Source organism: Micromonospora sp. CPCC 205739 (assembly GCF_036906795.1).
In the GTDB taxonomy this organism is placed as follows: Bacteria; Actinomycetota; Actinomycetes; order Mycobacteriales; family Micromonosporaceae; genus Micromonospora.
Genome location: NZ_JBAKHS010000019.1, coordinates 63,403 through 87,094, shown reverse-complemented (window position 1 = coordinate 87,094; position 23,692 = coordinate 63,403). Strand labels below are relative to the sequence as shown.

The 23,692-nt window shown below is 69.1% G+C and carries 19 protein-coding genes and 2 pseudogenes; 13 read left to right on the top strand and 8 right to left on the bottom strand.

The features are described 5' to 3' along the window. Positions 1-22 precede the first annotated feature (22 nt). The 4 genes from V6U88_RS23740 to V6U88_RS30345 all read left to right on the top strand — a co-directional run bounded on the left by V6U88_RS23740 (position 23) and on the right by V6U88_RS30345 (position 3,127). On the top strand, positions 23-676 hold the full coding sequence (locus V6U88_RS23740) for a helix-turn-helix domain-containing protein (RefSeq protein WP_334456260.1): 654 nt from the start codon (positions 23-25) through the stop codon (positions 674-676). Further along, positions 648-1,136, top strand: a complete 489-nt coding sequence (locus V6U88_RS23735; protein WP_334456259.1) for a transposase — start codon at positions 648-650, stop codon at positions 1,134-1,136. Before V6U88_RS23740 ends, V6U88_RS23735 begins: the two co-directional genes overlap by 29 nt. 76 nt (positions 1,137-1,212) lie before the next feature. After that, complete coding sequence (locus tag V6U88_RS23730) at positions 1,213-2,526, top strand: hypothetical protein (protein WP_334456257.1); 1,314 nt, start codon at positions 1,213-1,215, stop codon at positions 2,524-2,526. Between the two features lie 190 nt (positions 2,527-2,716). Then, positions 2,717-3,127, top strand: a complete 411-nt coding sequence (locus V6U88_RS30345; protein ID WP_442934681.1) for a DUF3322 domain-containing protein — start codon at positions 2,717-2,719, stop codon at positions 3,125-3,127. Positions 3,128-3,545: 418 nt separating this feature from the next. On the opposite strand, the gene V6U88_RS23725 is transcribed toward V6U88_RS30345, so the two are convergent. Beyond that, a complete protein-coding gene (locus V6U88_RS23725; protein ID WP_334456256.1) occupies positions 3,546-4,937 on the bottom strand; it encodes a hypothetical protein in 1,392 nt (463 codons plus the stop codon). A 159-nt stretch (positions 4,938-5,096) separates the two neighbouring features. Between V6U88_RS23725 and V6U88_RS23720 the strand changes: the two genes are divergently transcribed. Further along, the gene (locus tag V6U88_RS23720) at positions 5,097-5,798 is read left to right on the top strand and encodes an alpha/beta fold hydrolase (RefSeq protein WP_334456255.1); all 702 of its coding nucleotides are present in this window, start codon (positions 5,097-5,099) and stop codon (positions 5,796-5,798) included. Positions 5,799-6,713: 915 nt separating this feature from the next. Here the strand turns inward: V6U88_RS23720 and V6U88_RS23715 are convergent. Continuing rightward, positions 6,714-7,601: an RNA polymerase sigma-70 factor gene (locus V6U88_RS23715; protein WP_334456254.1), complete on the bottom strand. Its 888-nt coding sequence runs from the start codon at positions 7,599-7,601 to the stop codon at positions 6,714-6,716. A 437-nt stretch (positions 7,602-8,038) separates the two neighbouring features. Between V6U88_RS23715 and aceE the strand changes: the two genes are divergently transcribed. Then, entirely contained in the window at positions 8,039-10,723 is a 2,685-nt protein-coding gene (gene aceE / locus V6U88_RS23710; RefSeq protein ID WP_334456253.1) for a pyruvate dehydrogenase (acetyl-transferring), homodimeric type, read from the top strand. Here aceE and V6U88_RS30340 read toward each other — a convergent pair. From V6U88_RS30340 to V6U88_RS23695, 4 genes and pseudogenes are all read right to left on the bottom strand, one after another. Next, positions 10,674-11,114: a putative quinol monooxygenase gene (locus tag V6U88_RS30340; RefSeq protein ID WP_442934684.1), complete on the bottom strand. Its 441-nt coding sequence runs from the start codon at positions 11,112-11,114 to the stop codon at positions 10,674-10,676. The genes aceE and V6U88_RS30340 overlap by 50 nt on opposite strands. Positions 11,115-11,319: 205 nt before the next feature. Beyond that, positions 11,320-11,657, bottom strand: a pseudogene (locus V6U88_RS23705) (immunity 53 family protein). Positions 11,658-11,831: 174 nt separating this feature from the next. Further along, a complete protein-coding gene (locus V6U88_RS23700) occupies positions 11,832-12,299 on the bottom strand; it encodes a hypothetical protein (RefSeq protein ID WP_334456252.1) in 468 nt (155 codons plus the stop codon). A gap of 37 nt (positions 12,300-12,336) precedes the next feature. Further along, positions 12,337-13,337, bottom strand: a pseudogene (locus V6U88_RS23695) (IS110 family transposase). 462 nt (positions 13,338-13,799) lie between these two features. Between V6U88_RS23695 and V6U88_RS23690 the strand changes: the two are divergent. After that, a complete protein-coding gene (locus V6U88_RS23690) occupies positions 13,800-16,208 on the top strand; it encodes a low temperature requirement protein A (protein ID WP_334456251.1) in 2,409 nt (802 codons plus the stop codon). Between the two features lie 335 nt (positions 16,209-16,543). On the opposite strand, the gene V6U88_RS23685 is transcribed toward V6U88_RS23690, so the two are convergent. Continuing rightward, positions 16,544-17,158 (bottom strand): helix-turn-helix domain-containing protein, encoded by a 615-nt coding sequence (locus tag V6U88_RS23685; protein ID WP_334456250.1) that lies wholly within the window; start codon positions 17,156-17,158, stop codon positions 16,544-16,546. Positions 17,159-17,767: 609 nt separating this feature from the next. On the opposite strand from V6U88_RS23685, the gene V6U88_RS23680 reads away from it, so the two are divergent. The 4 genes from V6U88_RS23680 to V6U88_RS23665 all read left to right on the top strand — a co-directional run bounded on the left by V6U88_RS23680 (position 17,768) and on the right by V6U88_RS23665 (position 20,475). Further along, entirely contained in the window at positions 17,768-18,118 is a 351-nt protein-coding gene (locus tag V6U88_RS23680) for a PRC-barrel domain-containing protein (protein WP_334456249.1), read from the top strand. 390 nt (positions 18,119-18,508) lie between these two features. After that, a complete protein-coding gene (locus V6U88_RS23675) occupies positions 18,509-18,928 on the top strand; it encodes a DUF2267 domain-containing protein (RefSeq protein WP_334456248.1) in 420 nt (139 codons plus the stop codon). A 202-nt stretch (positions 18,929-19,130) separates the two neighbouring features. Beyond that, entirely contained in the window at positions 19,131-19,523 is a 393-nt protein-coding gene (locus V6U88_RS23670) for a DUF2267 domain-containing protein (protein WP_334456246.1), read from the top strand. A gap of 40 nt (positions 19,524-19,563) precedes the next feature. Further along, a complete protein-coding gene (locus tag V6U88_RS23665; protein ID WP_334456244.1) occupies positions 19,564-20,475 on the top strand; it encodes a TIGR03619 family F420-dependent LLM class oxidoreductase in 912 nt (303 codons plus the stop codon). 16 nt (positions 20,476-20,491) lie between these two features. Here V6U88_RS23665 and V6U88_RS23660 read toward each other — a convergent pair whose 3' ends face one another. Next, a complete protein-coding gene (locus V6U88_RS23660; RefSeq protein ID WP_334456242.1) occupies positions 20,492-20,926 on the bottom strand; it encodes a TIGR03668 family PPOX class F420-dependent oxidoreductase in 435 nt (144 codons plus the stop codon). A gap of 108 nt (positions 20,927-21,034) precedes the next feature. On the opposite strand from V6U88_RS23660, the gene V6U88_RS23655 reads away from it, so the two are divergent. Beyond that, positions 21,035-21,484: a VOC family protein gene (locus V6U88_RS23655; protein WP_334456241.1), complete on the top strand. Its 450-nt coding sequence runs from the start codon at positions 21,035-21,037 to the stop codon at positions 21,482-21,484. Positions 21,485-21,641: 157 nt separating this feature from the next. Continuing rightward, positions 21,642-23,558 carry a beta-propeller domain-containing protein gene (locus V6U88_RS23650; protein WP_334456239.1) on the top strand — a complete coding sequence of 639 codons (1,917 nt, stop codon included), beginning with the start codon at positions 21,642-21,644 and terminating at the stop codon, positions 23,556-23,558. The last annotated feature ends 134 nt before the right edge of the window (positions 23,559-23,692 follow it).

Below are 23,692 nucleotides of genomic sequence, written 5' to 3'. Positions count from 1 at the left end.
CTTTCGTGGTAGGTGGTGGCCGGTGGGCAGACGCCCGGAGGTGTTCGTCCGGCAGGTGTCGATGGCCGAGGGCCAGCGGTTGCAGCGGATCACCCGCACGGCGAAGGACCCGGTGAAGCTGCGCCGGGCGATCGTGGTGCTGATGTCCGCCCAGCGGCAGCCGGCGCCGGACATCGCCCACCTGCTCAAGACCAGCGAGGACTACGTGCGCGACGTGACTCACGCGTTCAACGAGCGGGGGTTCGACGCCTTGGACCCAAAATGGAGCGGGGGCGCACCGAGACGGATCGATGAACAGACCCGTGACTGGATCTGCGTCATCGCCCGGTGCGACCCCCGTTTCCTCGGCCGACCGTTCTCCTGCTGGTCACTGTCGAAGCTGCGCGACTACCTGATCGAGGCCGGCTTCGTCGCGGCGATCAGCGTCGAGACCGTCCGGCGGATCCTGCAGGAACGCGGAGTGTCCTGGCAGGCGAGCAAGACGTGGAAGGCCAGCACCGACCCCGACTTCACGACCAAGATGCGCCGGATCCTGGACCTCTACGACCACCCACCGGCGAACGGGCGGGTGATCGGCGTCGACGAGTTCGGGCCGCTGAACCTGCAACCCCGCCCTGGTCGCGTCTGGCGCCCCGCAGGGCCAGCCGGTGCGGCTGCGGGCCACCTACACCCGTGATCAGGGCGTGCGGCACATGATCGCCGCCCTCGACCTGGCCACCGGGAAGCTGCATTACCGCATCCGCGACCGGAAACGCTGGCGCGAGTTCCTGTCCTTCCTCAAGACCCTGCGCCGCCGCTGGCCTGACCAGCGCCTCTACCTGATCGTGGACAACTTCTCCCCGCACAAGCACCCCGAGGTCCGTACCTGGTGCGCCGCTCACCAGGTGGAGCTGGTGTTCCTACCGACCTACGCGTCCTGGCTGAACTGGATCGAGGCCGAGTTCGCCGCCGTGCGCTACTTCGCCCTCAACGGCACCGACCACCACAGCCACGCCGAGCAGGACGCCGCCATCGGCGACTACATCCGCTGGCGCAACCAACGCGCCCGACCGAAAACCGGATTCACCCGTGGGACCAGTCGGTTGTCGCGGCGGTTTCACGAGCAGGCACGTCGGCGACGATTTGACTCCCGCTGACGCTGACATCGCCGCCGAACTAGCGGAACAGTACGCGCACGCCCCCGCTCTGGCCGCGGCGTTTGCCGCCCTGCTGATGCGTGAGCTGCGCCGCGTCGAGCGGGACCGGGTGCCGTGGCCGTCCGAGCTCGTAGACCGGGTCCGTCACGTGGTCGACGCCGTTACCGCTGCCGGGCACGGTCCGCAGCAGGTCTCCGACGAGGAACTCCGCCGCCGGTTGGAAGACGCGCAGGACGAGCGACTGCGCGATGCCCAGTTCCAGGTACTGCGGAAAGAGATGCCCCTGGCCACGTTCGCCAGCATGGCCGGCCGCTCGTACGGGCAACTGCTGCTGCAGCGCTCGCTCGGCGCCATCATCGCAGCCGACGACCATCCGGGCCTGCAGGCTGCTGGTGCCGAGGCAGCGGCAGCGGCACTGGCGGCGGGGGGCGCGGTCGCCGAATTGTCCGCCGTACACCTGCTGCAACTGCTTGGCCGCGACGGTCAGCTTTTGCGGCACCGGCTGCCGGACCTGAGAACCACGACCAGCACCGTCGACGACGCGATCCGCAGCCGGGACGCGATATGGGTGTCCGTCGGCGCCAGCCACCTCGTCCGCCTCGAAGGTGGGGTGCTCAGGCGTGAGGAGGTGTCGGCGACGAGCCGGGCCCTGCTACGCCGGCGGGCCGCCGAGCTCGAAGACATGGCCGCGGCGCTGCCACATGATCCGGTCCCCGGCGGGCCTAACCCCGGCGACGACGTCATCACGTTGGCTGAGCGCGAGGGGCTGGCGATGTACTCGGACGACTGTGCGCTGCGAGCGCAGGCCCGCGCGCGAGGAGTACCCGCGTTCGGCACGACCGAGCTCATCGCCGCCACCGGACTACCCGCGGAGAAGACCGCTGAGCTGGTCATGACCCTGGCCGCCGAGTACGTGGTCGATCTGCCTCTCACCGGAGAACAGGCGGCCGCGCTGCAAGCGGCCACGGGATGGCCCGACGGACCCGGCGTGATCCCGCTGAACCGTCACCAGTGGTGGCAACAGCCCGGCGACCGGATCTCCGCCTGGCGTACCGTTGCCCGCGCTGCGGCTGCCGAAGCACCGCAGGAACTCGTCAGCGTGACCCGCGTAGCTTTGGGCGGCGCCCTCGAGCAGTGCGATCCGGGCCGGATGCGACAGCGGTACCAACAGGTGGTGGTCGCCGCGCTGCTCGCTGCGCACGAGGCTGGCAGCGGCGTACCGGCAGACTTCCTGACCCAGTTGGCTGAGCCGGCGTCTCCGGAGATCATCCCTGAGCCGATGTACGTCCACCTCGCCCTGTTCGAGGCACTTCGGGCGGAGGGAGTCACCGATCCGGGTGCGGTGGCCGCGAGCTTGCTGCCGCAGTTCGTGATTGGGCCTGCGGCCTGACTACACGCATGGCCCGGCCGTGGGCAGAGATAGATGTCATGCATGCAGCTCCGGTGGCCTTCCGGGCGGCCGCCGAGCCGTCACCTGCTGAAGTTGTCAACTCGCCCCCGGCAGCGTCGTTTCCGCTGCGGGTACGGCTACCCGGCCCTAGCCGCGAAGAAGTGGGTACCCGGTTCGCCGAGGCGTCGGTATGGGCGCGGGAGCTGGCGGCCGCCGCCGAGCGGGAAGGCTGGCAGCTGCAAACCCGGCCACTGCGTGTTGGCGGACGAGGCGCACACAGCAGCTGCCAGTGGCCGGGATCGTGCAAACGTCGCAGGGCGGCCTGCGGCTGCTGGGACGCCGGCACGCTGCGGACGCCGCCCGGTTCGCCGACGCGCTGGCCCGGGCCGACCTACTTGGTCCGCCTGCTCGGGGACTAGCGCTCGACCGTCCAAACGACGTGCTTGCCGCCGTCACCGACTGGCCGCTGCTGCTGGAGCTCGCCGCCTGGATCAGGCGGCACCCGCGTCCGGGCATCTACCCGCGGCAGATACCTGTCGCCGGGGGGTGCACACGAAGGTCCTCGAACGCAACACCGGCCTGCTTGGCTGCGCATTCATGAGTCCGCCGATTCCCGGCCTTGGTCCAAGTTCCGTTGCAGGACGCTCAGCCGCGCGGATTGCGGTGGCAGTGATCAGGTGCGCTAACGTGAGGCGGGTGAGCAGCCGAGACGCAACGGCGCCGGCGCGGCAGATCCGCGCTGAGGCAACGCCTCGCGCGGTTCATCGGCATCGGGGAGCTACGCTGGGCGGGCTGCCGCTACCGCGGGATCCTTGGACACCACGCCGAAGTGCGCTGGATAGGTGCGTCCTGCGTGGGTCTGCCGACCCACGGGTGGGGACCCGGGGACGGTGCCGGCCGTCGACAGTGCCGCTCAGCAGGCCTTCTTCGTCGCCCGCTTGCCGGGCGGTGTCAACAGGTCGGCGTATCGCCGCGATCGCGGACGGCAGCTGAGCCGTCACCCGTGTGAGTGTGGTAGCTCAGTTCTCTATTCTGACGGCCGGGTAGCGATGGCGATGCTCCGCGAAGAATCTGCCGAACTCAGTCAGCGAAAGTGGCTCGGGGATCGGGTACCGATCGGGTAGGGCACGCAAGGCTGACTGGTAGCGGAAGAAAGTCGCAAGGTCGCGCGGGTAACGGCCCGGATCTACTCCGGCGAACGATCCCGCCACCCGTGCATGATCAAGCACCGCCTTCCACTGGTCGACGGTTGCCAGTCCCACGGATTCCACCCCATGGCAGAACAGCATGAGGTGTAAATAGTCGTAGGCGTCCGACTGCTCGAGATAGCGCGTAAGGGCATCTGCCGAACCCTCGACGGGGAAGGTGCTCCAGTAGGGCACGCAACCGGTCCGCAGAGCCCACCAAGGGTCGAGGAGCATGAACGACTCCACCAGCAGTCGATCGGCCGGCAGGCCGCGTCGCCGGTACCACCAGCGGTACAGATCTGCCACGAGTGGGCTGAGGTCGTCGGGGTCGTCGAAGACCAGTCGCCGTACCTGATAGCCGTGCCGGCGCGCGAACGCGATCACGTCGTCCCGTAGCGCCGGTTCGAACCCCCACTCCGCCTCAGGGCTTTCGCCGTCGGGCGCTGGTACCTGCCACCGTGTCCGCTGGACTCCGTAACGGCGTAGATAGTCGGCTATTCGGGGATCACCCTCGTGGTACTGCTGCGGCTCCAGCCCGCCCAGGGCACCGAACTGGAAGACGTGTCGCTGGCCGACGCGGGTGGTGGGCCATCGCCGGGTGCACTCGGCGAGCAGGAGCACGCCGCCGGCATCGAGCGTCTGGGTCAGGAACCGCTCGTACGCGGGGCCGAGTCGGGTGCGTTTGACCCGGAAGTAGGCCATCCGCTGCGACGTCAACCGATCCTGGTTCGGATCATGCATATGGTGCAGGACGAAGTCAGGGTTGCGGGCCACCAGCGCCTGGGCGGTGGCGTCGAAGGCGTGTACGGCGCGCATGGGATCGTCCGGGGGGACCTGCCGCTGACGCAGCGGGAGCAGGAGCGTCTGGGGCAACCACGCCATGCCGAGGGCCGCACACAGATGCACGAGTGCCCCACTGGACGAGCCGACGGCGACCGCCGGATACCGGCGCCGCGGGTAAAGCCCGGCGATCGCGGCGGCGACGTCCTCGATGTCGAGAGCCGCCATGTGCGCGGCCGGCCGCGCCTCGGCTCCGCTAGCCAGGCTGTAGATCGTCTCTCTGAGCCGGATCGGAAGCCGATTCGCGGCGACTGCGAGCGGACCCAGCAGACGCCCGGCCGGCCTGCCCATTGGTGGAGTGTCGCGGTTGTGCAGGAAGCGGGCGGTTGCCACCACCATCGCGGAAGCGGAGTCGAATGCGGCCACCTCGCGGGGTAGTTTCATCACACCTCCCGCCGGCGTCTACCCCGAAAGTCGTCCGGTACGCCCGGTTCCGTCCGCGGCTGTCGGGTAACCCGGACCATGCGGAAGAAGGGCCAGCCGGGTGGGCCACCATTCCCGGCGGACGTGACGACCTCGTACCACGACGGTCCGCTCGGTCGGATGCGCAGCCGGGCGGTCGGCGAGCCGCGATCCGATGTGCCCGAGCTGGTGCTCGTCCAGGGCATGGGAGTTGCCGACTACCTCATGCCGGGCCTTAACGCTCTGGGCAGGTGGACCCGGGCACACCTCGTCGAACTACCCGGCTTTGCCGGCAGCGGTGAACCGCCGCACGAGCTCACCGTGGCGGAGTTCGGCGATACGGTCGCGGACTGGCTTGCCGCCCAGCGACTCGGTCCGGTACTGCTCGCCGGCCATTCCAGCGGCACTCAGGTTGCCGCGCAGGCCGCGGTGGGCCACCCCGATGTGCATGGTGTCGTCCTGGCCAGCCCCACGGTTGATCCGGTCGCTCGGGGGCCGCTGCGTCTGTTCATCCGCTGGCGTCTGGACGGGCGCCGGGAGCCGCCGGGGTTGACCGAGTCACATCGGCCCGAGTGGAAGCGGGCAGGGCTTGCCCGCATGCTGCACCTCGCACGCGCACATCTCGATCACACGATCGAGGAACCGGTGACCCGTCTCGAGGTTCCGCTGTTGGTCATCCGCGGGCGCGACGACGTGATCAGTACTTCCCGGTGGGGCCGGCAGCTGGCTGCGTTACCGCCTACGGGTGAGTACGTCGAGGTCGCCGGCGCCCACACCTTCCCATGGCTGGACCCAAAGGCGTGGTCCGAACCGATGCGCCGCTTCGCGACCAGGTTCGACTGATTGGCATCGGCCCGCTGAACCGTGAGCGGTGCATGCCGTCTTCGGACCGTCGACTACACCTACCTGCATCGGACGCAGAAACGTGTCGGAGGGGCCGCCTGAGGAGCATGGACAGGTGCCAGCAGGGGCCAACTGGCGGCGATGGCGCCTGCGCCGGGTCCGCCCAATAGCGTGACGGACAGTTGCGCTCCCGATCGGGCCCTGGCCGGCGTTGGATCGGCGTCATGCGGCGGCAGCCAAGAAGGGGCCGTGGCTAAAGCGGTCGAGTAGCTGTTCTCGGATAAAGCTGTTGTAGGGGAGCAGCCAAACCGGCGGCGGCGATCGATCATGGAAGTCGTAGCCCGGCCGAGGTCACCGCCCTTGATCGGCGTGGAAATAGCGATATGTGACGGCTGGTCGGCGCTGCCCAGGCAGGATGTACCGAGAGCGTGCGAGGTTGTCGGCTGGAGGTGCGTGATCGACAGGGAAGCGCTCGAAAGATTGGATGATGCCCGGCTCGCGGCATGGGACGCCAGTTGCACGGCAAGCAAGGCCAATGTCACCGGTTCACCAACTGCAGGTTAAGGCGGGCCCGGCCGGCTTGGTGATTCGGCCAACCACGTCTTTTACCTGGGCAGACGTCGTCACCAGTGGTCGTCGTTGGTCGCTCACGACTAACCTCCGACGACGGCCTGGCCCTGGTCCTCGTCGACCCGCGCCGAGCCGGGCCGGCGCGCTACGACCGAGGTCCGTGGGTTCATGAACTCGCGTCGACTGCCCGAAAGAGCCATGCCCCGTAGATCACGGCCTAACTGAGGGAGAGCGTGTCGGGTGGGCTCGGGAAGTTGATGGCCTGCCTACTGGCTGGTGCTGCTGTCGGGTCAGGCTTGGCCCCAGACGGGTCGCCGGATCAACCCGCCTGGGGTCGCCGCCCGATCAGTGGGTTCCCCGTGGATTGAACCTGGCGAGTTTGGTCGGGTTGAGGGTGATCAGCACTCGGGTGATCCCCTCGGGAGAGGCATCGATCGCGCACAGTGCGACGACGGATTCCGCCCGGCGGACGAGGACGGCTTCCTGCCCGTTGGACTCGACGAAGTCCAGCGAGACGACCGCGCCGAACTTTCTCATGAGGCCGGCGATGTAGCGGGCGACGTCGGCCCGGCCGGTGACCGGTACCCGCGCCGCGCTGACCATGCCGCCGCCGTCGGCGTAGGAGACGACGTCGTTCGCGAGCAGTTTTTCCAGCTGACCGAGATCACCGGAGCGTGCGGCGGCGAGGAAGGCGTGGAGCAGCCGGCCGTGCTCGGCGGGGGCGACCGGTGCGTGCCGTTCCTCGGCGAGGTGCGCGCGCGCCCGGCGCCCGAGCTGCCGCGCGTTCGCCTCGGTGATGTCGAGGACCTCGGCGATCTGCCGGAAGGAGTAGTCGAAGGCCTCGCGTAGCACGTACACGGCGCGCTCGTGCGGAGTCAGTCGTTGCAGGAGGAGGAGCAACGCAAGTCCGAGAGCTTCGCCCTGCTCGGCTCGGGTTGCCGGGTCGACCGACGTCTGGACCGGCTCGGGCAGCCATGGGCCGACGTAGGTCTCTCGCCGGGCGCGCGCCGATGTCGCCGCGTTCAGCGCGAGCCTGGTCGTTGCGGTGACGAGGAATGCTGTCGGGTCCCGTACCGCGCTGCGGTCCGTGCGCTGCCACCGTAGCCACGTGTCTTGGACGATGTCCTCGGCGTCGTGAACGCTGCCCAGCATCCGGTAGGCGATGCCGAACAGCCGGGGCCGGACCGCGTCGAAGGTCCGCACGGCATCCATCGGGACCTCGGGGTGGGACATGCCGTCTCTTTCCTCCCCGTTGGTAGCCGCCTGTCGCTGTTGCCGAGGTCTTTGTCCACCTAATTTCAGCTTGCCGGTTGCCGCGTCCGGTGGCGGCATACCCGTTTCGTGATTCGAATCGCTGACCGTGTCAGCGCGGGCGGTCGGTTGTCACGAATCCCTGCCTCACCTGGTCCTTGGTGGTGGATCGGCGAGGCGGCTCGCCGACGAAACCGGAAGGCGCGGTACGAAGCATCGGTTCCGTGCCGTTTCCTCGAGGTGTGGTGAAACGGAGGGTGTCGTGAGTTCGTCGTTCAGCCGGCTGCGGGCCTTGCTGCTTCCCAGTTACTTCGCTGGTAGCTGCGGCCGGAGCATCCCGGCAGGCAGCTTTCCTGTCTCACCGTGTCGACCTCCCGCCCTGCGGACGAGAGGTCCGGAACCGTCGGAAGGCGGCCACCATGACTGACATCGGGCGAAACAACCCAAGCGCACTCGATCAGATCCCGGACCGTGACCCCGAGGAGACCGCCGAGTGGGCGGCCTCTCTCGACGCCGTCACCACCGCGGCCGGGCCGCAGCGCGCCTCGTACCTCCTGCGCCGCACTCTCGAACACGCTGAGGGCGTCGGCCTTGCGCTGCCGAAGCTGCTCGAGACCGAATACATCAACACCATCCCGACCGCCGCCGAGCCGGAGTTCCCCGGTGACGAGGAGATGGAACGGCGGATCACCGCGTGGAACCGCTGGAACGCCGCCGCGATGGTGACCCGCGGCAGCCGCTATGGCCTGGGCGGTCACATCGCTACCTACGCCTCCGCCGCCTGGCTCTACGAGACCGGCTTCCAGCACTTCTTCCGCGGTAAGGAGGCCGACGGCTCCGGCGACCAGCTGTACCTCCAGGGCCATGCCGCCCCCGGCATCTACGCCCGCGCCTTCCTCGACGGTCGGCTCACCGAGGGCCAGCTCGATCGGTTCCGGCAGGAGGCGGGCGGCGACGGCCTGCCCTCCTACCCGCACCCGCGCCGCCTGCCGTGGCTGTGGGAGTTCCCCACCGTGTCGATGGGCCTGGGCCCGCTGTCGGCGATCTACCAGGCGCGGTTCAACCGCTACCTGCAGCACCGGGGCATCAAGGACACCTCCGCCTCGCGGGTGTGGGCGTTCCTCGGTGACGGCGAGATGGACGAGCCCGAGTCGACCGCCGCGCTCGCTCTCGCCGGTCGCGAAGGCCTCGACAATCTCACCTTCGTGGTCAACTGCAACCTGCAGCGGCTCGACGGGCCGGTGCGTTCCAATTTCAAGATCGTTCAGGAGTTGGAGGCGCGGTTCCGCGCGGCGGGCTGGAACGTCGTCAAGTCGCTGTGGGGCTCGGCCTGGGACGACCTGTTCGCGCTCGACACCACGGGCGCGCTCGTCCGCCGGCTGCGCGAGGTCCCCGACGGGCAGTTCCAGACGTACGCGGCCCGGGATGTCGGCTACATCCGCGAGCACTTCTTCGGCGCCGACCCGGCGCTCGTCGAGATGGCGAAGGTGCTGACCGACGCGAAGATTGCCGAGTGCTTCCACGCCTCGCGGGCGGGCCACGAACCACGCAAGGTGTACGCCGCCTATCGGGCCGCCGTCGAGCACCGGGGCGCGCCGACCGTGATCCTCGCCCAGACGGTGAAGGGCTACACGCTCGGCCCCGCCTTCGAGTCGCGCAACGCCAACCACCAGATGAAGAAGCTGACCGGCGACGAGTTCCGCGCGCTGCGCGACCTCCTCGACCTTCCCATCCCCGACAGCAAGCTCACCGGTGAGGTGGTGCCGTACGCCCACCCCGGCGCCGATTCGCCGGAGGTCCGTTACCTGCACGAGCGCAGGGCCGCGCTGGGCGGCCCCGCCCCGGCTCGCCGTGTCCACCCGGTGGTGCTGCCCGCGCCGTCCGCCAAGCCCTTCGACACGTTGGCCAAGGGGTCCGGTAGTCAGGAGATCGCGACGACCATGGCCTTCGTCCGCCTGGTCAAGGACCTGATGCGGGACCCGGAGACCGGCCGGCGTTGGGTGCCGATCGTTCCGGACGAGGCGCGTACCTTCGGCATGGAGTCGCTCTTTCCCAGCGCCGGGATCTACTCGCCGCACGGCCAGACCTACGACCCGGTCGACCGCGACACGCTCCTGTACTACAAGGAGGCCACGAACGGCCAGATCCTCAACGAGGGCATCACCGAGGCCGGTTCGATGGCCGACTTCACGGCCGCCGCAACGTCGTACGCCACGCACGGCGAGCCGATGATCCCCTTCTACATCTTCTACTCGATGTTCGGCTGGCAGCGGACGGCCGACCAGATGTGGGCGCTCGCCGACCAGCTCGGCCGTGGCTTCCTCATCGGTGCCACCGCCGGCCGTACGACGATGACCGGCGAGGGCCTGCAACACGCGGACGGCCACTCCCACCTGATCGCATCCACCAACCCGGCGGCGATCGCCTACGACCCGGCCTTCGCGTACGAGGTCGCCGTGATCGTCCGCGACGGGCTGCGCCGGATGTACGGCCCGGACGCCGAGGACGTCTTCTACTACCTCACCGTCTACAACGAGGCGAAGGTTCAGCCGCCCATGCCGTCCGCCGCGGACATCGAGGAGGGCATCCTCAAGGGCCTCTACCGGTACCAGGAAGCCAATACCACGGAGTTGGCGGCCGATGCCCCGCGCCTGCAGCTTCTCGCCTCCGGCACGGCGATCCACTGGGCCCTGGAGGCCCAGCGACTCCTCGCCGGCGACTGGGGTGTGGCGGCCGACGTGTGGTCGGCCACCTCCTGGAGCGAGCTGCGCCGCGACGCTATGGACTGTGACGCGGCGCAGCTTGAGGGTGAGGACCGGATCCCGTACGTGACCCGGGTGCTGAACGGCGCTCCCGGCCCGGTGCTCGCCGTCAGCGACTGGATGCGGGCGGTTCCGGACCAGATCAGCCAGTGGGTGCCGCAGGACTGGCACTCGATCGGCACGGACGGCTTCGGCCTCTCCGACACCCGTGCGGCCGTCCGCCGCCACTTCGGCGTCGACCCGCAGTCGGTCGTGGTCGCGGCGCTGGCAGCCCTGGCCCGGCGCGGCGATGTCAAGCCCGAGACCGTTCAGGAGGCCCGCAAGCGCTACGGGATCGCCTGAAGGCACTCCTGCCTTGTCGGGTTCTGTGGCGACTGGGATGCAGCGGGCGGTGCCCCCGGGCACCGGCCGCTGCATGCGCAGATTGGGCTCTCAGGGTGTCCACACCTCCGGGGGAAGCCCACCCGACGCCGGACATCGTCGGTTGACAGCTGAGGATGTCCGATGCCGGATGACATGACATCGCTCTGTCAGCCGCCAACGGCGCAACGAATCTCACGCGTGACAGTCTCCCGAGGCAGTGCCGCACGTGTGCACTCGTTAGCTGCGCGTCAAGGGCCTGCTCGTCCCCCCAGTTGCTGAGCACGTAGGAGGCGGCCGGGTTGTTCATGAGCTGGTGAGCGTCGTAGCTGACGTTGCCGCGTTCCTCCCGGGTGGGCCCTACGAGCTGCAGCAGAGCTCTCGGACGACGTCCGCACGACCCGGGCCGGCGATGAACTGAGCCAGGACCGTCACCGCGCGGGACAATGCAGGCTTCAGCGGCCGCGCGCTTCGTGCGCGTACAGTTCCTGCCACCATCGTTCCTTTCGGGTCCTCGTCCTCACGTGACACCGATCCTGCGGCCACGGTACGAGCCGTTGTTGACGCTCCTATTTCTGTCAAGCCTGTGGCCCGGGCTCGCCGGTCGTAGTTTCGGTCCACTGCCGAAACAGGTGTAGTGCCTCGCCAAGGTTCAGTGGTCCACACGCTGCCCGGAACTGATTTTTCTCAATCCAGGTCATGACCCACTCGTGTTCGCTTCGATGGATCTCCTGCCGCTTGTAGGGCATCCCGACAGTGCCGTATCGCCCAGGTCGATGCTGACCGACCAGCCGGGGTTGTCGACCGTCTCGATCTGAATGCCGAATTCGTGTTCCCACTCGCCATCGCACTGAGTCGCGTACCAAGCTTGCAGCCAGGTCCAGACCCCCGGTGCTAGCTTGTCGTGATCATGCACCCGTAGTCCCTGATCCCGCAGTGGTCGTAAGCATCAGGCAAGAGTAGGTCTTGCGGGCGATGTAGCGCTTGAGGCATCGCATGATCTCGGTCTTGGCCTTGCCCTCGGCGATGCGGCGGCGGCCTGTCACGCAGTTCCCGTCGGCTGCCGGCGAGGTGGACGCTCCTATTTGCGTCAAGTGGCTGATGTGAACTGATCGTCCATGGGCGAGTAGATGATCAAGGAGTGCTCCGAACCGTTCTCCGGTGTCAGGCGCACCGGCTTTCCGAGCTGGCGTCCAAGGCTGCGCATGAAGCGACACAGGAGGTCCAGCTGGTGCTGGCCCTGTAGCTCCGTGCGGTCGAAGTCGAACTCGACCTCGTCATCACTGAAGAAGTGCGTGTTGACCAGCATGTTGGGCGCCGGCCAGATATGCATGGTGACAGTCGCCTCGGAGCGGCGGAGGGCGAAAATGTCGGCGGCCTGCTGCGGTAGTGGCAGGGAATGCCCTTCGACCGTGTAGTCGAACCGCCATCCCTGGGACCTCACGAGGTCGATCACCCGCTGCCAATCGGTCACGTTGGCGTCGAGGACGTAGGCGTCCAGCAACGAGCCGTCGGGGTCGAACCATTGGGCGACGTCATCCCAGGTCAGATCGTGCACCTGGACATGATCGTCCTTGCCGGCGCTTCAGGCACGCTCAATTCGGATGGTCCGGTGTGGGCAGCCGGTAGGCGTCTCGGGCGATGTAGCGCTTCAGGCAGCGCATGATCTCGGTCTTGGTCTTGCCCTCGTTGATGCGGCGGGTGACGTAGTCCTTGGTGGGTTGGTGGCAGCGCATGCGGACCAGGGTGATGCGCCAGAGGGCGCTGTTGGCGTCGCGGTCGCCGCCGCGGTGCAGGCGATGGCGGTCGGTGCGTCCTGAGCTGGCTGGGATAGGGGCGACGCCGCAGAGTCGGGCGAAGGCGGCTTCGGACCGTGGTCGGTGGGGGTTGTCGCCGGCGGTGACGAGGAGTGCCCGGCGGTGTCGACGCCGACACCGGGCAGGGCGACCAGGTCGGGGGCTATGGCGGTGACGAGGGTGGTCAGGTGGCTGTCGAGGTCGTCGATCTCGGCTTGAAGGGCGAGCCAGCGGCGGGCGAGGCTGCGCAGGACAGTCTTGGTGGCGGTGGCCGGATCGGTCACCAGGCCGGGCCGCAAAGCGGCGCAGGCGCGGACACGGTGCTTGCCGGACAGCCCGCGTAGGAGCTGCCTGACGGAGTCAGGTGCCGTGATGATGAGGGCCTCGATCTGGCCTCCGGCTTGAATGCGGGCCTTCATCGCTCCGCGTCGGGCCACGCGCAGGGCCCGGATCATCTCAACGTGACCATCGCGGGTCTTCGGGGTGCCGCTGGCGCGGCCGGACAGCACAGCTCGGGCGGCGGACTCGGCGTCGATGGTGTCGGTCTTGCCGATGCGGCGGCGGGTGGAGCGGTCCGGGCGGTCGACCTCGACAACGGGTAGTCCGTACTCGGTCAGGAACCGCAGCAACCCGGCGCCGTGACTGCCGGTGCCTTCCATGCCGACCGTCACGAGCGTGCCGAAGGATTCCGCCCAGGTCGCCAGCTGCGCGTAGCCGCGGATGGTCGTCGGGAAGCTTCTCGTCTCCAACAGCCTGCCGGTCTGATCCAGCACTGCCGCTACGTGCACGTCCTTGTGCATGTCGGCCCCTACCGTCACGGCCAGGTCCTCGTTCACTCCGCCTCCTGTCTGGTACGTCAGAGCTCGACCGCGGAGCACGAGGAGAATGCTGGACAGAACGGGGATGAGGGACGAACCCAAGCTCCTAATCAGGTCACCACGCCGGCCCGTGCATGCGCCGAGAACGGTGCCCCCGCCTGCCGGGTCGACGGGTCAACTTCAGGGCACGGAGCCGGTTCAAGCTCGGGTCAGGCCCGGCCGGCGGGGACACCCCAGAAGAATCCCCGTCCAAACTTGTGCCGCCCGGCGCACAAAGCCCTACGGCTCGGCGCAGGCAAGCCTTCCGAACTCGCTGTCTGGCCGTCACTTGATTGGCAGAGTGGGTAGGTGACCAGGAGCGGTCGGCAGGGGGATTCGGGGCAGCGTCGGGCGCGGCTTTTCGGGCAGGCCGAGGTCAAGGCCGGGGGCTTTGGGGTGACCCGGTTGGAACTGTTTCTCGACCTGGTGTTCGTGTACGCGTTTCTAAGTGTGACCGACCTGATGGCGGACGAGTTCCGGCTCGAGGGCCTGCTGCAGGGCGTGACAGTGGTCCTGCTGCTGTGGCGGGCTTGGACCTCGTACACGGTGGTCGGCAACGTCGTTCGGTTGCGCTGGGGGGTCATTCGGCCGGTCATGTTCGGGGCGGCCGCGACTATGCTGTTGATCGGTATCGCCACGCCGGTGGCCTTCACCGACCGGCCCGGGGCGCTGTTCGGGCCGCTGATCTTCGTGACCGCCTTCGTGCTGGCTCGACTGGTTGCGCTGCTGATCCTGACCTTTGCCAGGTGGGGTGCCGGGAATACCCGGGGCTTGGCCCTGGGTACGTGGCTGCCGTTCTGCGCCAGCGCCGTGTTCCTGGTGTGCGGCACCCTGCTGCCGCGCCACCTGCCAACCGACGTGGACGCCGGGTCCATCCGTCTGGCCCTGTTCTTCGCCGCCGCGGTCGTCGATTTCCTCGGCGTCCGGGCGGTCGGCGTGGGCAGCCTGCGGATCGTATCGGTGCCGCACTGGACTGAGCGGCACCGACTGATCGTGCTCATCGCCCTGGGCGAGACGATCATCTCGATCGGCACCAGCCGGGGCCTGATCGGGGGCCCACCCATCACCTGGTCGGTCCTGGGCGGCTCGGCCCTGAGCCTGATCGTCGTGGCGGTGCTGTGGTGGCGCTACTTCGACATCACCGGACTCGCCGCCGAACAGGCGCTGGAGCAGGATCCGACAGGCAGCAGATCGGTTCTGGGCCGTAGCGCCTACAGCCTTTTGCACGCACCCATGATCGTCGGGCTTGTTCTGCTCGCACTCGGGCTGAAACGCGCGTTGAGTTCGGTCGAGCCCTCGACCGCACACCGCTGGGACCGGCTGAGCGTATTCGTCCTTTTTGGAGGTGCACTCCTTTACCTGTTGAGTCTGGCGGCCCTCGAGCGCCGCGCCATCGGCCTGCTGGGTCGCAGCCCGATCTTGGGGATGGTCCTGATCATCGCCCTGGTGCCGGTTGCGGTCCACCTGCCGGCAACGGCCACGGTGGGACTGCTCGCCGCCGTGCTCGTCAGCATGGTGCTGGCCGACCTCACCCTTTTTCGCCGGCGCCACCGCGAACTGCACGAGCTGGTCGCGCCGGTCGCGGCCCGCGCCGCCGGCACCGGCGTCACACCGAAGGAACTCTTCCTTGACCTGGTGGTCGTCTACGCGTTCATCCAGGTCACCGTCCTGATGGCCCGGCACCCCTCCGCGGTCGGCGTCGCCCAAGGGCTAGCGGTGCTCACCCTGCTGTGGGGCACCTGGTGCGTCAACACGTTGTTCGGCAACACCCTGCGCAGCGAATCCCTCCTCGCCCGGCTGACAGTCCTGCTGATCGTGGCGCTGACCCTGATAATCGGCATAGCCATCCCGCAGGCGCTCGAGCACGTGCCGGGCGGCCTGCCAGGCCCCATGATCGTTGTCACCTGCTTCATCACGCTCCGTCTGCTGCACCTGGCCGGCTTCTGGCGGGTCGCCCATCACGATGTGGCCCGGCGCGCCGTGCGGCGGGCCATCGTCCCGATCATGGCGGCGATGATCCTGCTGCTGCTCGCGGCGCTGGCCACCTCACGACCACCCAACCCCGGCACGGACCGGCTCGCCGCAGGGCTCTGGCTCGCAGCCGCCGCCGCCGAACTCGCCAGCGGTTACCTCCTCGGATTGCGAATCTGGCACGTGAGTTCGGCCAAGCACTGGATCGACCGCCACGAATTGATCATCCTTATCGCACTGGGCCAAGCGATCATCTCAACCGGCACGGCCGTATTCGACCGCCCCATCTCCTGGCCAATCGTCGCGGCCGTCGCGGTCAACATGATTCTGTTGTCCAGCCTCTGGTGGGCATACTTCGACACCGACGCCATCGTCGGCCACCGAACCATGCAAGCCACGCCCAGCAGACAGCGCCGGGCGCTGGCCCGCGACGCCTACACCTACCTGCACCTACCCATGATCGTCGGGCTGATGCTGCTCGCCTTCGGCCTGCAGCACCTCCTCGAACTGATCGCGCACCCGTCAGCACCAGCGCACCCGCAGCTCGCACACGCAACGGTCTTCGCCGGAGTCCTCGTCTATCTCCTCGCCAACCAGGCATTCTGGTGGCGCATCCGGCACAACGTCCGCCGGTTACGGCTTGCCGGAATCCTGCTCATAGCCGCCCTAGCACCCCTCACCAGCGCCCTGCCCCCACCGTGGGCGCTGACCATCCTGACCGCCGTCATCGCCGCGACCATCGCGACCGACTCCCGCCGCAGCATCGACCTGCGGCGACAGCTACGCGAACCGCCACCATCGGCCATCCTCGCCGACGCCCGACCAATCAAACCCCTCACCTAAGCCTCGTCTGGCCATCACTACCGCTGCTCCACGAGCCGACGAACAGCCTCCGCAAGCCGGCCATAGGCTCCCACCTTCACCTCGGCCCGGCACCCTGTCTTGAGCGACCCAGCCCGCCTCGGGGCGGTCACCGGTTTGCCCACGGCAGGCCGGATCTTCGGCCTCGCCCGCTCCTGGCATACGAATTGGCCCGCAACGGCGACTTCCCCGTCCGGTCGTCCGGGCCAGCGGCGTTGTCGCTCGCCGCGGACCTTGCCGCCCTCGTCGCTGAGCGTTGGCGGTGCGAGCACGGGGTATTCGCGCGAAGCCCGTCACGTGGTGGGTTTCCGCCGATTTCATCTGGTTCCGCCGAGGCGTTCGGCTCGGCATGGCCCGCAGTTGTGTGCGGGGCAGCCGCGGTGGCGGCCGCAGGAAGCGCCAGCGCGCCGGGACATCGTTGTCCGCGCCCGCGTTGGTTGTTGATGGTTCAAGGACGGTTTGCACGACGTGGACGTCGTGTCGTTGCGCCGTGTACGTCGCCTCGTTCGGTCTTGTGCGTCACCCCGCTCGGCGTCGCGGTCAATGTTGGCGTCGTGGTGGCGGCCGGACGCAGGTTCGGCGAGCTGATGCGGGCGGCCGGAGCGCGGCTCGGCAAACGGATCCAGGGAGGCGGGGTGTTCGCGGCGGCGTTCCAGGGCGAGGTCCCAGACCACCGGGCGTCGGTCGGGCGGCATGAACGCGACGTGGCGTTGGTCGCCGCGCCGGATCAGGCCGCGGCGGGACAGTTCGGTCAGGTCGCGTTGTACCGACCGCACGGACTTGCGGGCGTAAAGCGCGAGGCGTTCCTGTGACGGGTACGCGCCGCGGCCGTCGGCGCCGGCGTGGTTGGCCAGGCCGATCAGCACGGCCAGGCATTGCGGGGGAACGTCGGGGGCGTCGTTGAGCGCCCATGAGACGGCTTCGATGCTCACCAGGAGGCTCCGAATCTCAAAGTTGGTGGCGGGGTGGCTACTTCTACGCGGGAACCGTCGGCGGCCGTGGTCGGCTGCTGCGTGCCCGGTAACGGCAGGGGGCACGGCAGTCCTGGCATCCGAGCGCGCGCCCACCACGAGTGCCAGGCGTTCCCGCGCGCGTCGGTCATGGGTCGTATCAACGGCCTCGGTCAAATCGCTAGGTGATAATCAGATGGCATCCGATATTCCTTTCCGGCCGCCCATCACCGAGGGCGCTCTTTACGGCGACGATGGCCAGGAGGAGGAACGCGTCACGGGCCCCGTGGGGTGGGACACGACGATGAACGCTCGACTTTCGAAAAAGATCAAGTCGTTCTGCCACGACCCGCTCAAGGAGTGGGCAGTTCCTCACCGAGCCGAAGGACCATGCCGTCGAGACCCGCTGCTACCTCCGGGACCCGAACGGCCACCTGATCGCGCTTGGTCAGGCCACCGGGATCCTCGCCGAGATGAGTCGAGCAGCCTCCGCCTGAGCCTGACGATCCGCGCGCCGGCAGCCCTGGTCATGGCCAGACCAGCCATCGTGATCGGGCCCATGGTGATCAGGCGGCGGGTACGGTGAACGTCGTGGAGGATCTCGGCGCGAAGGTCTCGTATTTCGCGCTCCCCGTCGGCACCCGGGTCTACGACGTCGACTCGGCACCCGTCGGCGTGGTCGAGCACGTGCTGACCGACGAACCGAAGGACATCTTCCACGGCATCATCGTGGCAACGCCGGGGCCGGACCAGTCCCACCGCTTCGCCCACCGGGAGCAGATCGCCGACCTGTACGAGCGGGGGGTCGTGCTGTCGGTACCCGGTGCCGAGATGCACGAGCCGGGCGAGGACCCGCCGGCCGCGGTGGTTGAGCAAGCGGCTCACAACCCGGTGCAGGCGGACCTGCGCCGCGCCTGGCAGCGGCTGAGTCGACCCCGCTGAACCCGCCGGCGGGCCCGATGCCAGGGGACCATGATCGGCGCTGCTCAGTGGCGGTTGAGGCCGGCATCTGGCGAGGTCGCCTTGACGACCTGCTCCACGACCGACCTGGATGATTTCGCCGTCGCGGGTTGACCTCGTAGCCGCTCTGGCGCAGCTTCGCCAACAGCTCGCCCCGCCGTGCCGGTCCATCGGAACGTCAAAGATGTCGCCGTAGCGCGCCTTGGTGATTCGCCCGATGGGGATGAGGCGGGCTCACCCCCCGTCCCAGGAGGCTGTCGAGGTACCAGTTCGCTCGGCACCCGAGAGGTGAAGTGTGCGATCGCGGCGCATTGAGGTCAGGGGCTCGTAACTGGCGGTTCGACGGCGATCGGGCCGGAGAGGAGAATTCAGGTGGAACACCAGGATTTCATCAACGCAGTGGCCACGCGGGCAAAGGTGTCGACCGACCAGGCGGCGACGCTCACCCGCGCCACGTTGCAGACATTGGCAGATCGGATCAGCGCCGGCCAGGCTGAGAACCTTGCCTATCAGCTTCCCGAAGGGCTTGACGATCACCTGCGCCAACCGCCCCCGCACAGAAGGAAGGAACCGGCCGAGTCGTTCGGGCTGGAAGAGTTCGTGCGGCGGGTGGCGGACCGCCCGGCCATCGACCGTGCGCTCGCCGGTGCCGGGGTCAGCGCGGTGCTCACCACGCTGCGTGAGGCCGTTTCCCGTGACCAGTTCGAGGACGCGATGGCCCAGCTTCAGAAGGAGTTCCGGCAGGTGATCGAACCGGTGGGTGCCGGTGGCAGGCAGCGCCCCAGCGCATAGCACGCACAGTTGAGGCCGGAACAGGAGGCCACCAGCGAGGCGCTCGATGCCATGCCGGCGCGGCCCCAGATGAGTTCTGGGACGTACGCGAGCCGGTCGGGGCGCGGGACGGCGCCCGCAGGTGGACGCACGAGAGACAACGACTCTCGACGCCGGTCACGGACGCCGCGACGCACCCCCGGCTGGTGCGGAAGGAGAACCTGTGAACTACGCCGAGTTTCTCGAAGCGGTGGGGAAGCGGGCCGGAGTGCCGGCGGCGGAGGCGACGACCGTCGTCGGCGCCACGCTGACGACCTTGGCGGAACGGGTCAGCGGCGAAGAGGCGCGGCACCTGGCCACCCAGCTTCCCGAGGAGTTGCGGGGGTACCTGCGCAAGGAAGTGGACTTCGCCGAACAGCTCGACCTCGTGGAGTTCCTCAATGAGGTAGGGGCCCGCGCGGGAACGGATGGCGATCGGAGCGCCGAGGGCGCCCGCGCCGTGTTGACGACCCTGCGCGAGGCGGTAAGCGACGAAGACCTCAAGGGCCTGGAATCCGAGCTGCCGAAGGACATCCGGCGGCTGCTTCATCCGCTGGACCGCGGCATCGGGGGCTGAACCGAGCGACGTCCTGACCCGATCCGGGTACGGTGCGCGGGTGGAGGTTGGATTCGCCCCGCCCGTCTCCGGCTCGTGGGCCACCCCGGAGAACATGATCCACGTAGCCCGCCGCGCCGAGCAGCTCGGATACCACTCGCTCTGGACGTTCCAGCGGCTCCTGGTCCCCGCCGACCTCGGCTGGAGCGAGACCTACCACAGCGTCCAGGACCCGGTGACCACGCTGGCGTTCCTGGCGGCCCACACCACGCGGGTCCGGCTCGGCGTCGCGGTGCTCAACATGCCGTTCATCTCCCCGGTGCTGCTGGCCAAGCAGACCGCGACCCTCGACATCCTCGCCGGCGGACGGCTCGACGTCGGACTCGGCCTCGGCTGGGCGGACGAGGAGTACCAGGCGACGGGGGTGAGCAAGCATCGGCGCGGCCATCGGGCCGAGGAGTTTCTCGCCGTTCTCCGCGCCCTCTGGCAGGACGACGTCGCCGCGCATCGCGGCGAGTTCTACCAGGTCCCGCCGACGCGCCTGGAGCCGAAGCCCGTGCAGCGCCCGCACCCGCCGATTCTGCTCGGCGGCCAGGCACCCGCCGCGCTGCGCCGGGCCGGCCGGCTCGCCGACGGCTGGATCAGTGGCAGCCAGGCGGACTTGACGGGAATCGGCGAGGCGGTCGCGACCGTCAAGGCCGCCGCTGCGGAGGCCAGCCGCGATCCCCGCACCCTGCGATTCATCTGCCGGGGCGCGGTCCGCGTACGCCCGCCGGGCCCGCCCGAGCGCGAGCCGCTCACCGGCACGCTCGAGCAGATCCGGTCGGATCTCGGCAGACTTGCCGAAGCCGGCATCACGGAGCTGTTCGTCGACCTCAACTTCGATCCGGAGATCGGCTCACCCCGCGCCGACGCGCAGGCGTCGCTGCGACGGGCCGACGAGGTGCTCGACGCCCTCGCCCCGACCCGCTGACATCCCCTGGCGGCGCTCACCCGGGCGGGCCGGCTGCCGCGTCCGCCGCGGACCACGCCGACCAGCCGGTCACCCGGATCGCGATCACCGGCCCAGCCGGCGGCCGCTGAACGTACTGCGGGTACTTGTCGGCCAGCGCCGCGCGGGCCGCGGCCTCCTCCGCGCGGTCCTCCACCAGCCGGCCGTGCCCGTCCAGCCGGACCCACCACAACCGCGACCAGTCCTCGTCGTACTCGTCGACCAGCAGGCAGGCGTGCCCCGTCGCCTGGATGTTCTCCAGCCGGCGCAGCCGCCGGTGGCGCTTGGGCTTCTCGTCCACCGCGTGGTAGACGACCTCGCCGAGCAGCACGAAGCACACGGGCACCAGGTGGGGGCGACCATCCGCTCCGACGGTGGTCAGCCGGGCCACCCGGGCCGACCCGACCCGATGCCGGATCTCGTCGGCGGGCACGGCCCGACGGTAACAGCCGACACCGGTCACGGTGACTCGTTGTGGCCGAGGGGGTGTGCCGGCGCCGCAGGCGGGTACGCCCTGCCGATCGGACCCGGGGGAGGCGTGATGGCCGGCGAGGCACCCGACTACTTCCAGCCCGAGGGCGGGGTGGTGCTCACCCACCTGCTGATCGTGCGGGACGTCGACCGTTCCCGGGACTTCTACCAGCGGGTGCTGGAAGCGACGGTGGTACGCGAACGCCAGCCGGCGATCCTGCGGTTCCACAACAGCTACATCGTGATCAACAGCGAGGGCGGTCCGACCGACGACAAGCCGGGGGTGCAGGCACAGGCGCCGCCGGATTCGTGCACGCTCAGCGGCGCGATGAACATCCGCGTCACCGACGTCCGCGCCGTCTACGAGCAGTGGCGGTCACGGGGCGGCGAGTTCCTGACCGAGCCGAAGGACCACGGCGGCGAGATCCGGTGCTACCTGCGCGACCCGGACGGCTACCTGATCGAGCTGGGTCAGGGCACCGGGATCCTCGCCGAGATGGGTCGCGCCGCCTCCGCCTGAGCGACCGACACCCGCACCCATTCCGCGCGGGGGTCCGCGTGCGGGGAACCCAGCCCGGGACAGCCACGTCGTAGGGGGCATGACGGGTAGCAGCGCCCACGTACCCCATCCGACGGCCGCCACCGGCGTCCCCCGAGTCACGACCCCCGCTCGCGTCATGGGACTGGCCCTGGTCGCCGGCCTGGCGCTGGTCACCGGCTGTACGGCGGAGCCGGTCCCCGTGCCGCCACGTGACCGGGGAGTGCCGGCCGGCGGGTTCCGGCTCGTCGCGTTCGACTCCTGCGCGGAGGCGCTGACGCAGCTGAAGACGGCTGCCAAGGCCTACGTAGGGCCCTGGGGGTTCGGGTCGCACGGGGACATCCGTACCTTCGGCGGCGCCGAAGCGGCTGCGGCGCCCGCCGCAGCGGGCCGGGCGGATGCGGCGGCCAAGGGCTACTCGGGCACCAACACGCACGAGGTCGGGGTCGATGAACCGGACCTGGTCAAGACCGACGGCAAGCGGATCGTCACCGTGAGCCACGGCAAGCTGTACGTGGTCGACCCGGCCACCCGCCGGCTGACCGGAGAGCTGGAACTGGCACCGGGTGCCGAGGGGTCAGGCGGGGCCGAAGACGCCCTGCTGCTGCACGGTGACCGGGCGCTGGTGCTGCGCCGCGACGGGTGGGCCGGGACGGCGAAACCGGCCGTTCCGACGGACGCTCCGATGCCGGACGGCATCGTCGGCCCCCGACTGATCATGGTCGACCTGTCCGGCGTGCCGAAGATCATCGGCGAATACCGGATCGACGGTGATCTGGTGGACGCCCGCCAGGTGGGCACGACGGTCCGGGTCGTGGTCCGCTCCGCACCCCGCCTGAACTTCCCGTACCGGGAACGGGCCACCGATGGGCAGCGCACCGCCGCCAACCGCGAGATCATCGACAACGCCACCGCCGACGACTGGCTGCCCCGGTACGAGGTCACCTCCGGCGGGCGCACCAGCGCGGGACGGGTCGGCTGCGAGCGGGTGAGCCGGCCGGCCACCTACTCCGGCACGTCGCTGGTGACCGTGCTCAGCTTCGACCTCGGCGCGGCCGCGCTCGGCGCCGGCGACCCGGTCACCGTGATCGCCGACGGCGACACCGTCTACAGCAACGGACCCCGGCTGTACGTCGCCAACGACCAGCGCTGGCGGGTGCTGCCGATGCTGACCGCGCGGAACATCGCACCCGACCCCAGGGACGAGACCACCGAGATCTACCAGTTCGACATCTCGGGCGCGGGTACCCCGCGGTACGTCGCCGCCGCGTCCGTACCGGGCTGGCTCGTCAACCAGTACGCCATGTCCGAGTGGGACGGGCACTTGAGAGTCGCCACCACCAGTGGCCGTACCTGGGGCGACAGGCCGAACTCGACGTCGAGCGTGTACGTCCTGCGCACCGACGGCACCGCGCTGACCCAGGTCGGCAAGGTCGCCGGTCTGGGCAAGGGGGAACGGATCTACGCGGTGCGGTTCGTCGGCGGCACCGGGTACGTCGTCACCTTCCGGCAGACCGACCCGCTCTACACCGTCGACCTGCGTGATCCGAAGGCGCCGAAGGTGAGCGGCGAACTGAAGATCAACGGGTACTCGGCGTACCTGCACCCGGCCGGCGACGGACGGCTGCTCGGTGTCGGGCAGGAGGCGTCCGACCAGGGCCGCGTCCAGGGCACCCAGCTCTCGCTCTTCGACGTCGTCGATCCGGCCAAGCCGACCCGGATGGCCCAGTACCACGTCAAGCAGGGGCACTCCGAGGCGGAGTTCGACCCGCACGCGTTCCTCTACTGGCCGGCCGACCGCCTGGTCGTGGTCCCACTGACCGTCCACGGCACGGGCCTGCCGAGCAACGTGGCGCTGGCTCTGCGAGTCGGCGACGGCGGGTTCACCGAGGTCGGCACGATCGACCACACGCCGGCCACGGGCCGTCCCGAGGAACTGACGCCGATCCGCCGGTCACTGGTGGTCGACGGCGTCCTCTGGACCGTCTCCGACGCCGGCCTCAAGGCGACCAGCCTCGCCACCATGAAGACCCTCGGCTGGCTGCGTACGGCGTGACAGGCATGGTGCCTTCCGGACGCTGATGATCCCGTTGCCGTCGCAGTCGGCGGCCGGTCCGCAGCCCCTCGCGGGTCCTTTCCCGCCCGGATTGCGCAAGAAGGCACGGCAGACACGACGCGCGAGGTTTGTTC

Coding starts and splice junctions, on each gene's coding strand:
- V6U88_RS23655 (WP_334456241.1), top strand. CDS start 21,035: ATGGCCGGCGAGGCACCCGACTACTTCCAGCCCGAGGGCGGGGTGGTG.
- V6U88_RS23715 (WP_334456254.1), bottom strand. CDS start 7,601: ATGTCCCACCCCGAGGTCCCGATGGATGCCGTGCGGACCTTCGACGCG.
- V6U88_RS23650 (WP_334456239.1), top strand. CDS start 21,642: ATGGGACTGGCCCTGGTCGCCGGCCTGGCGCTGGTCACCGGCTGTACG.
- V6U88_RS30345 (WP_442934681.1), top strand. CDS start 2,717: ATGGGCGCGGGAGCTGGCGGCCGCCGCCGAGCGGGAAGGCTGGCAGCT.
- V6U88_RS23730 (WP_334456257.1), top strand. CDS start 1,213: ATGCGTGAGCTGCGCCGCGTCGAGCGGGACCGGGTGCCGTGGCCGTCC.
- V6U88_RS23725 (WP_334456256.1), bottom strand. CDS start 4,937: ATGAAACTACCCCGCGAGGTGGCCGCATTCGACTCCGCTTCCGCGATG.
- V6U88_RS23720 (WP_334456255.1), top strand. CDS start 5,097: ATGCGCAGCCGGGCGGTCGGCGAGCCGCGATCCGATGTGCCCGAGCTG.
- aceE (WP_334456253.1), top strand. CDS start 8,039: ATGACTGACATCGGGCGAAACAACCCAAGCGCACTCGATCAGATCCCG.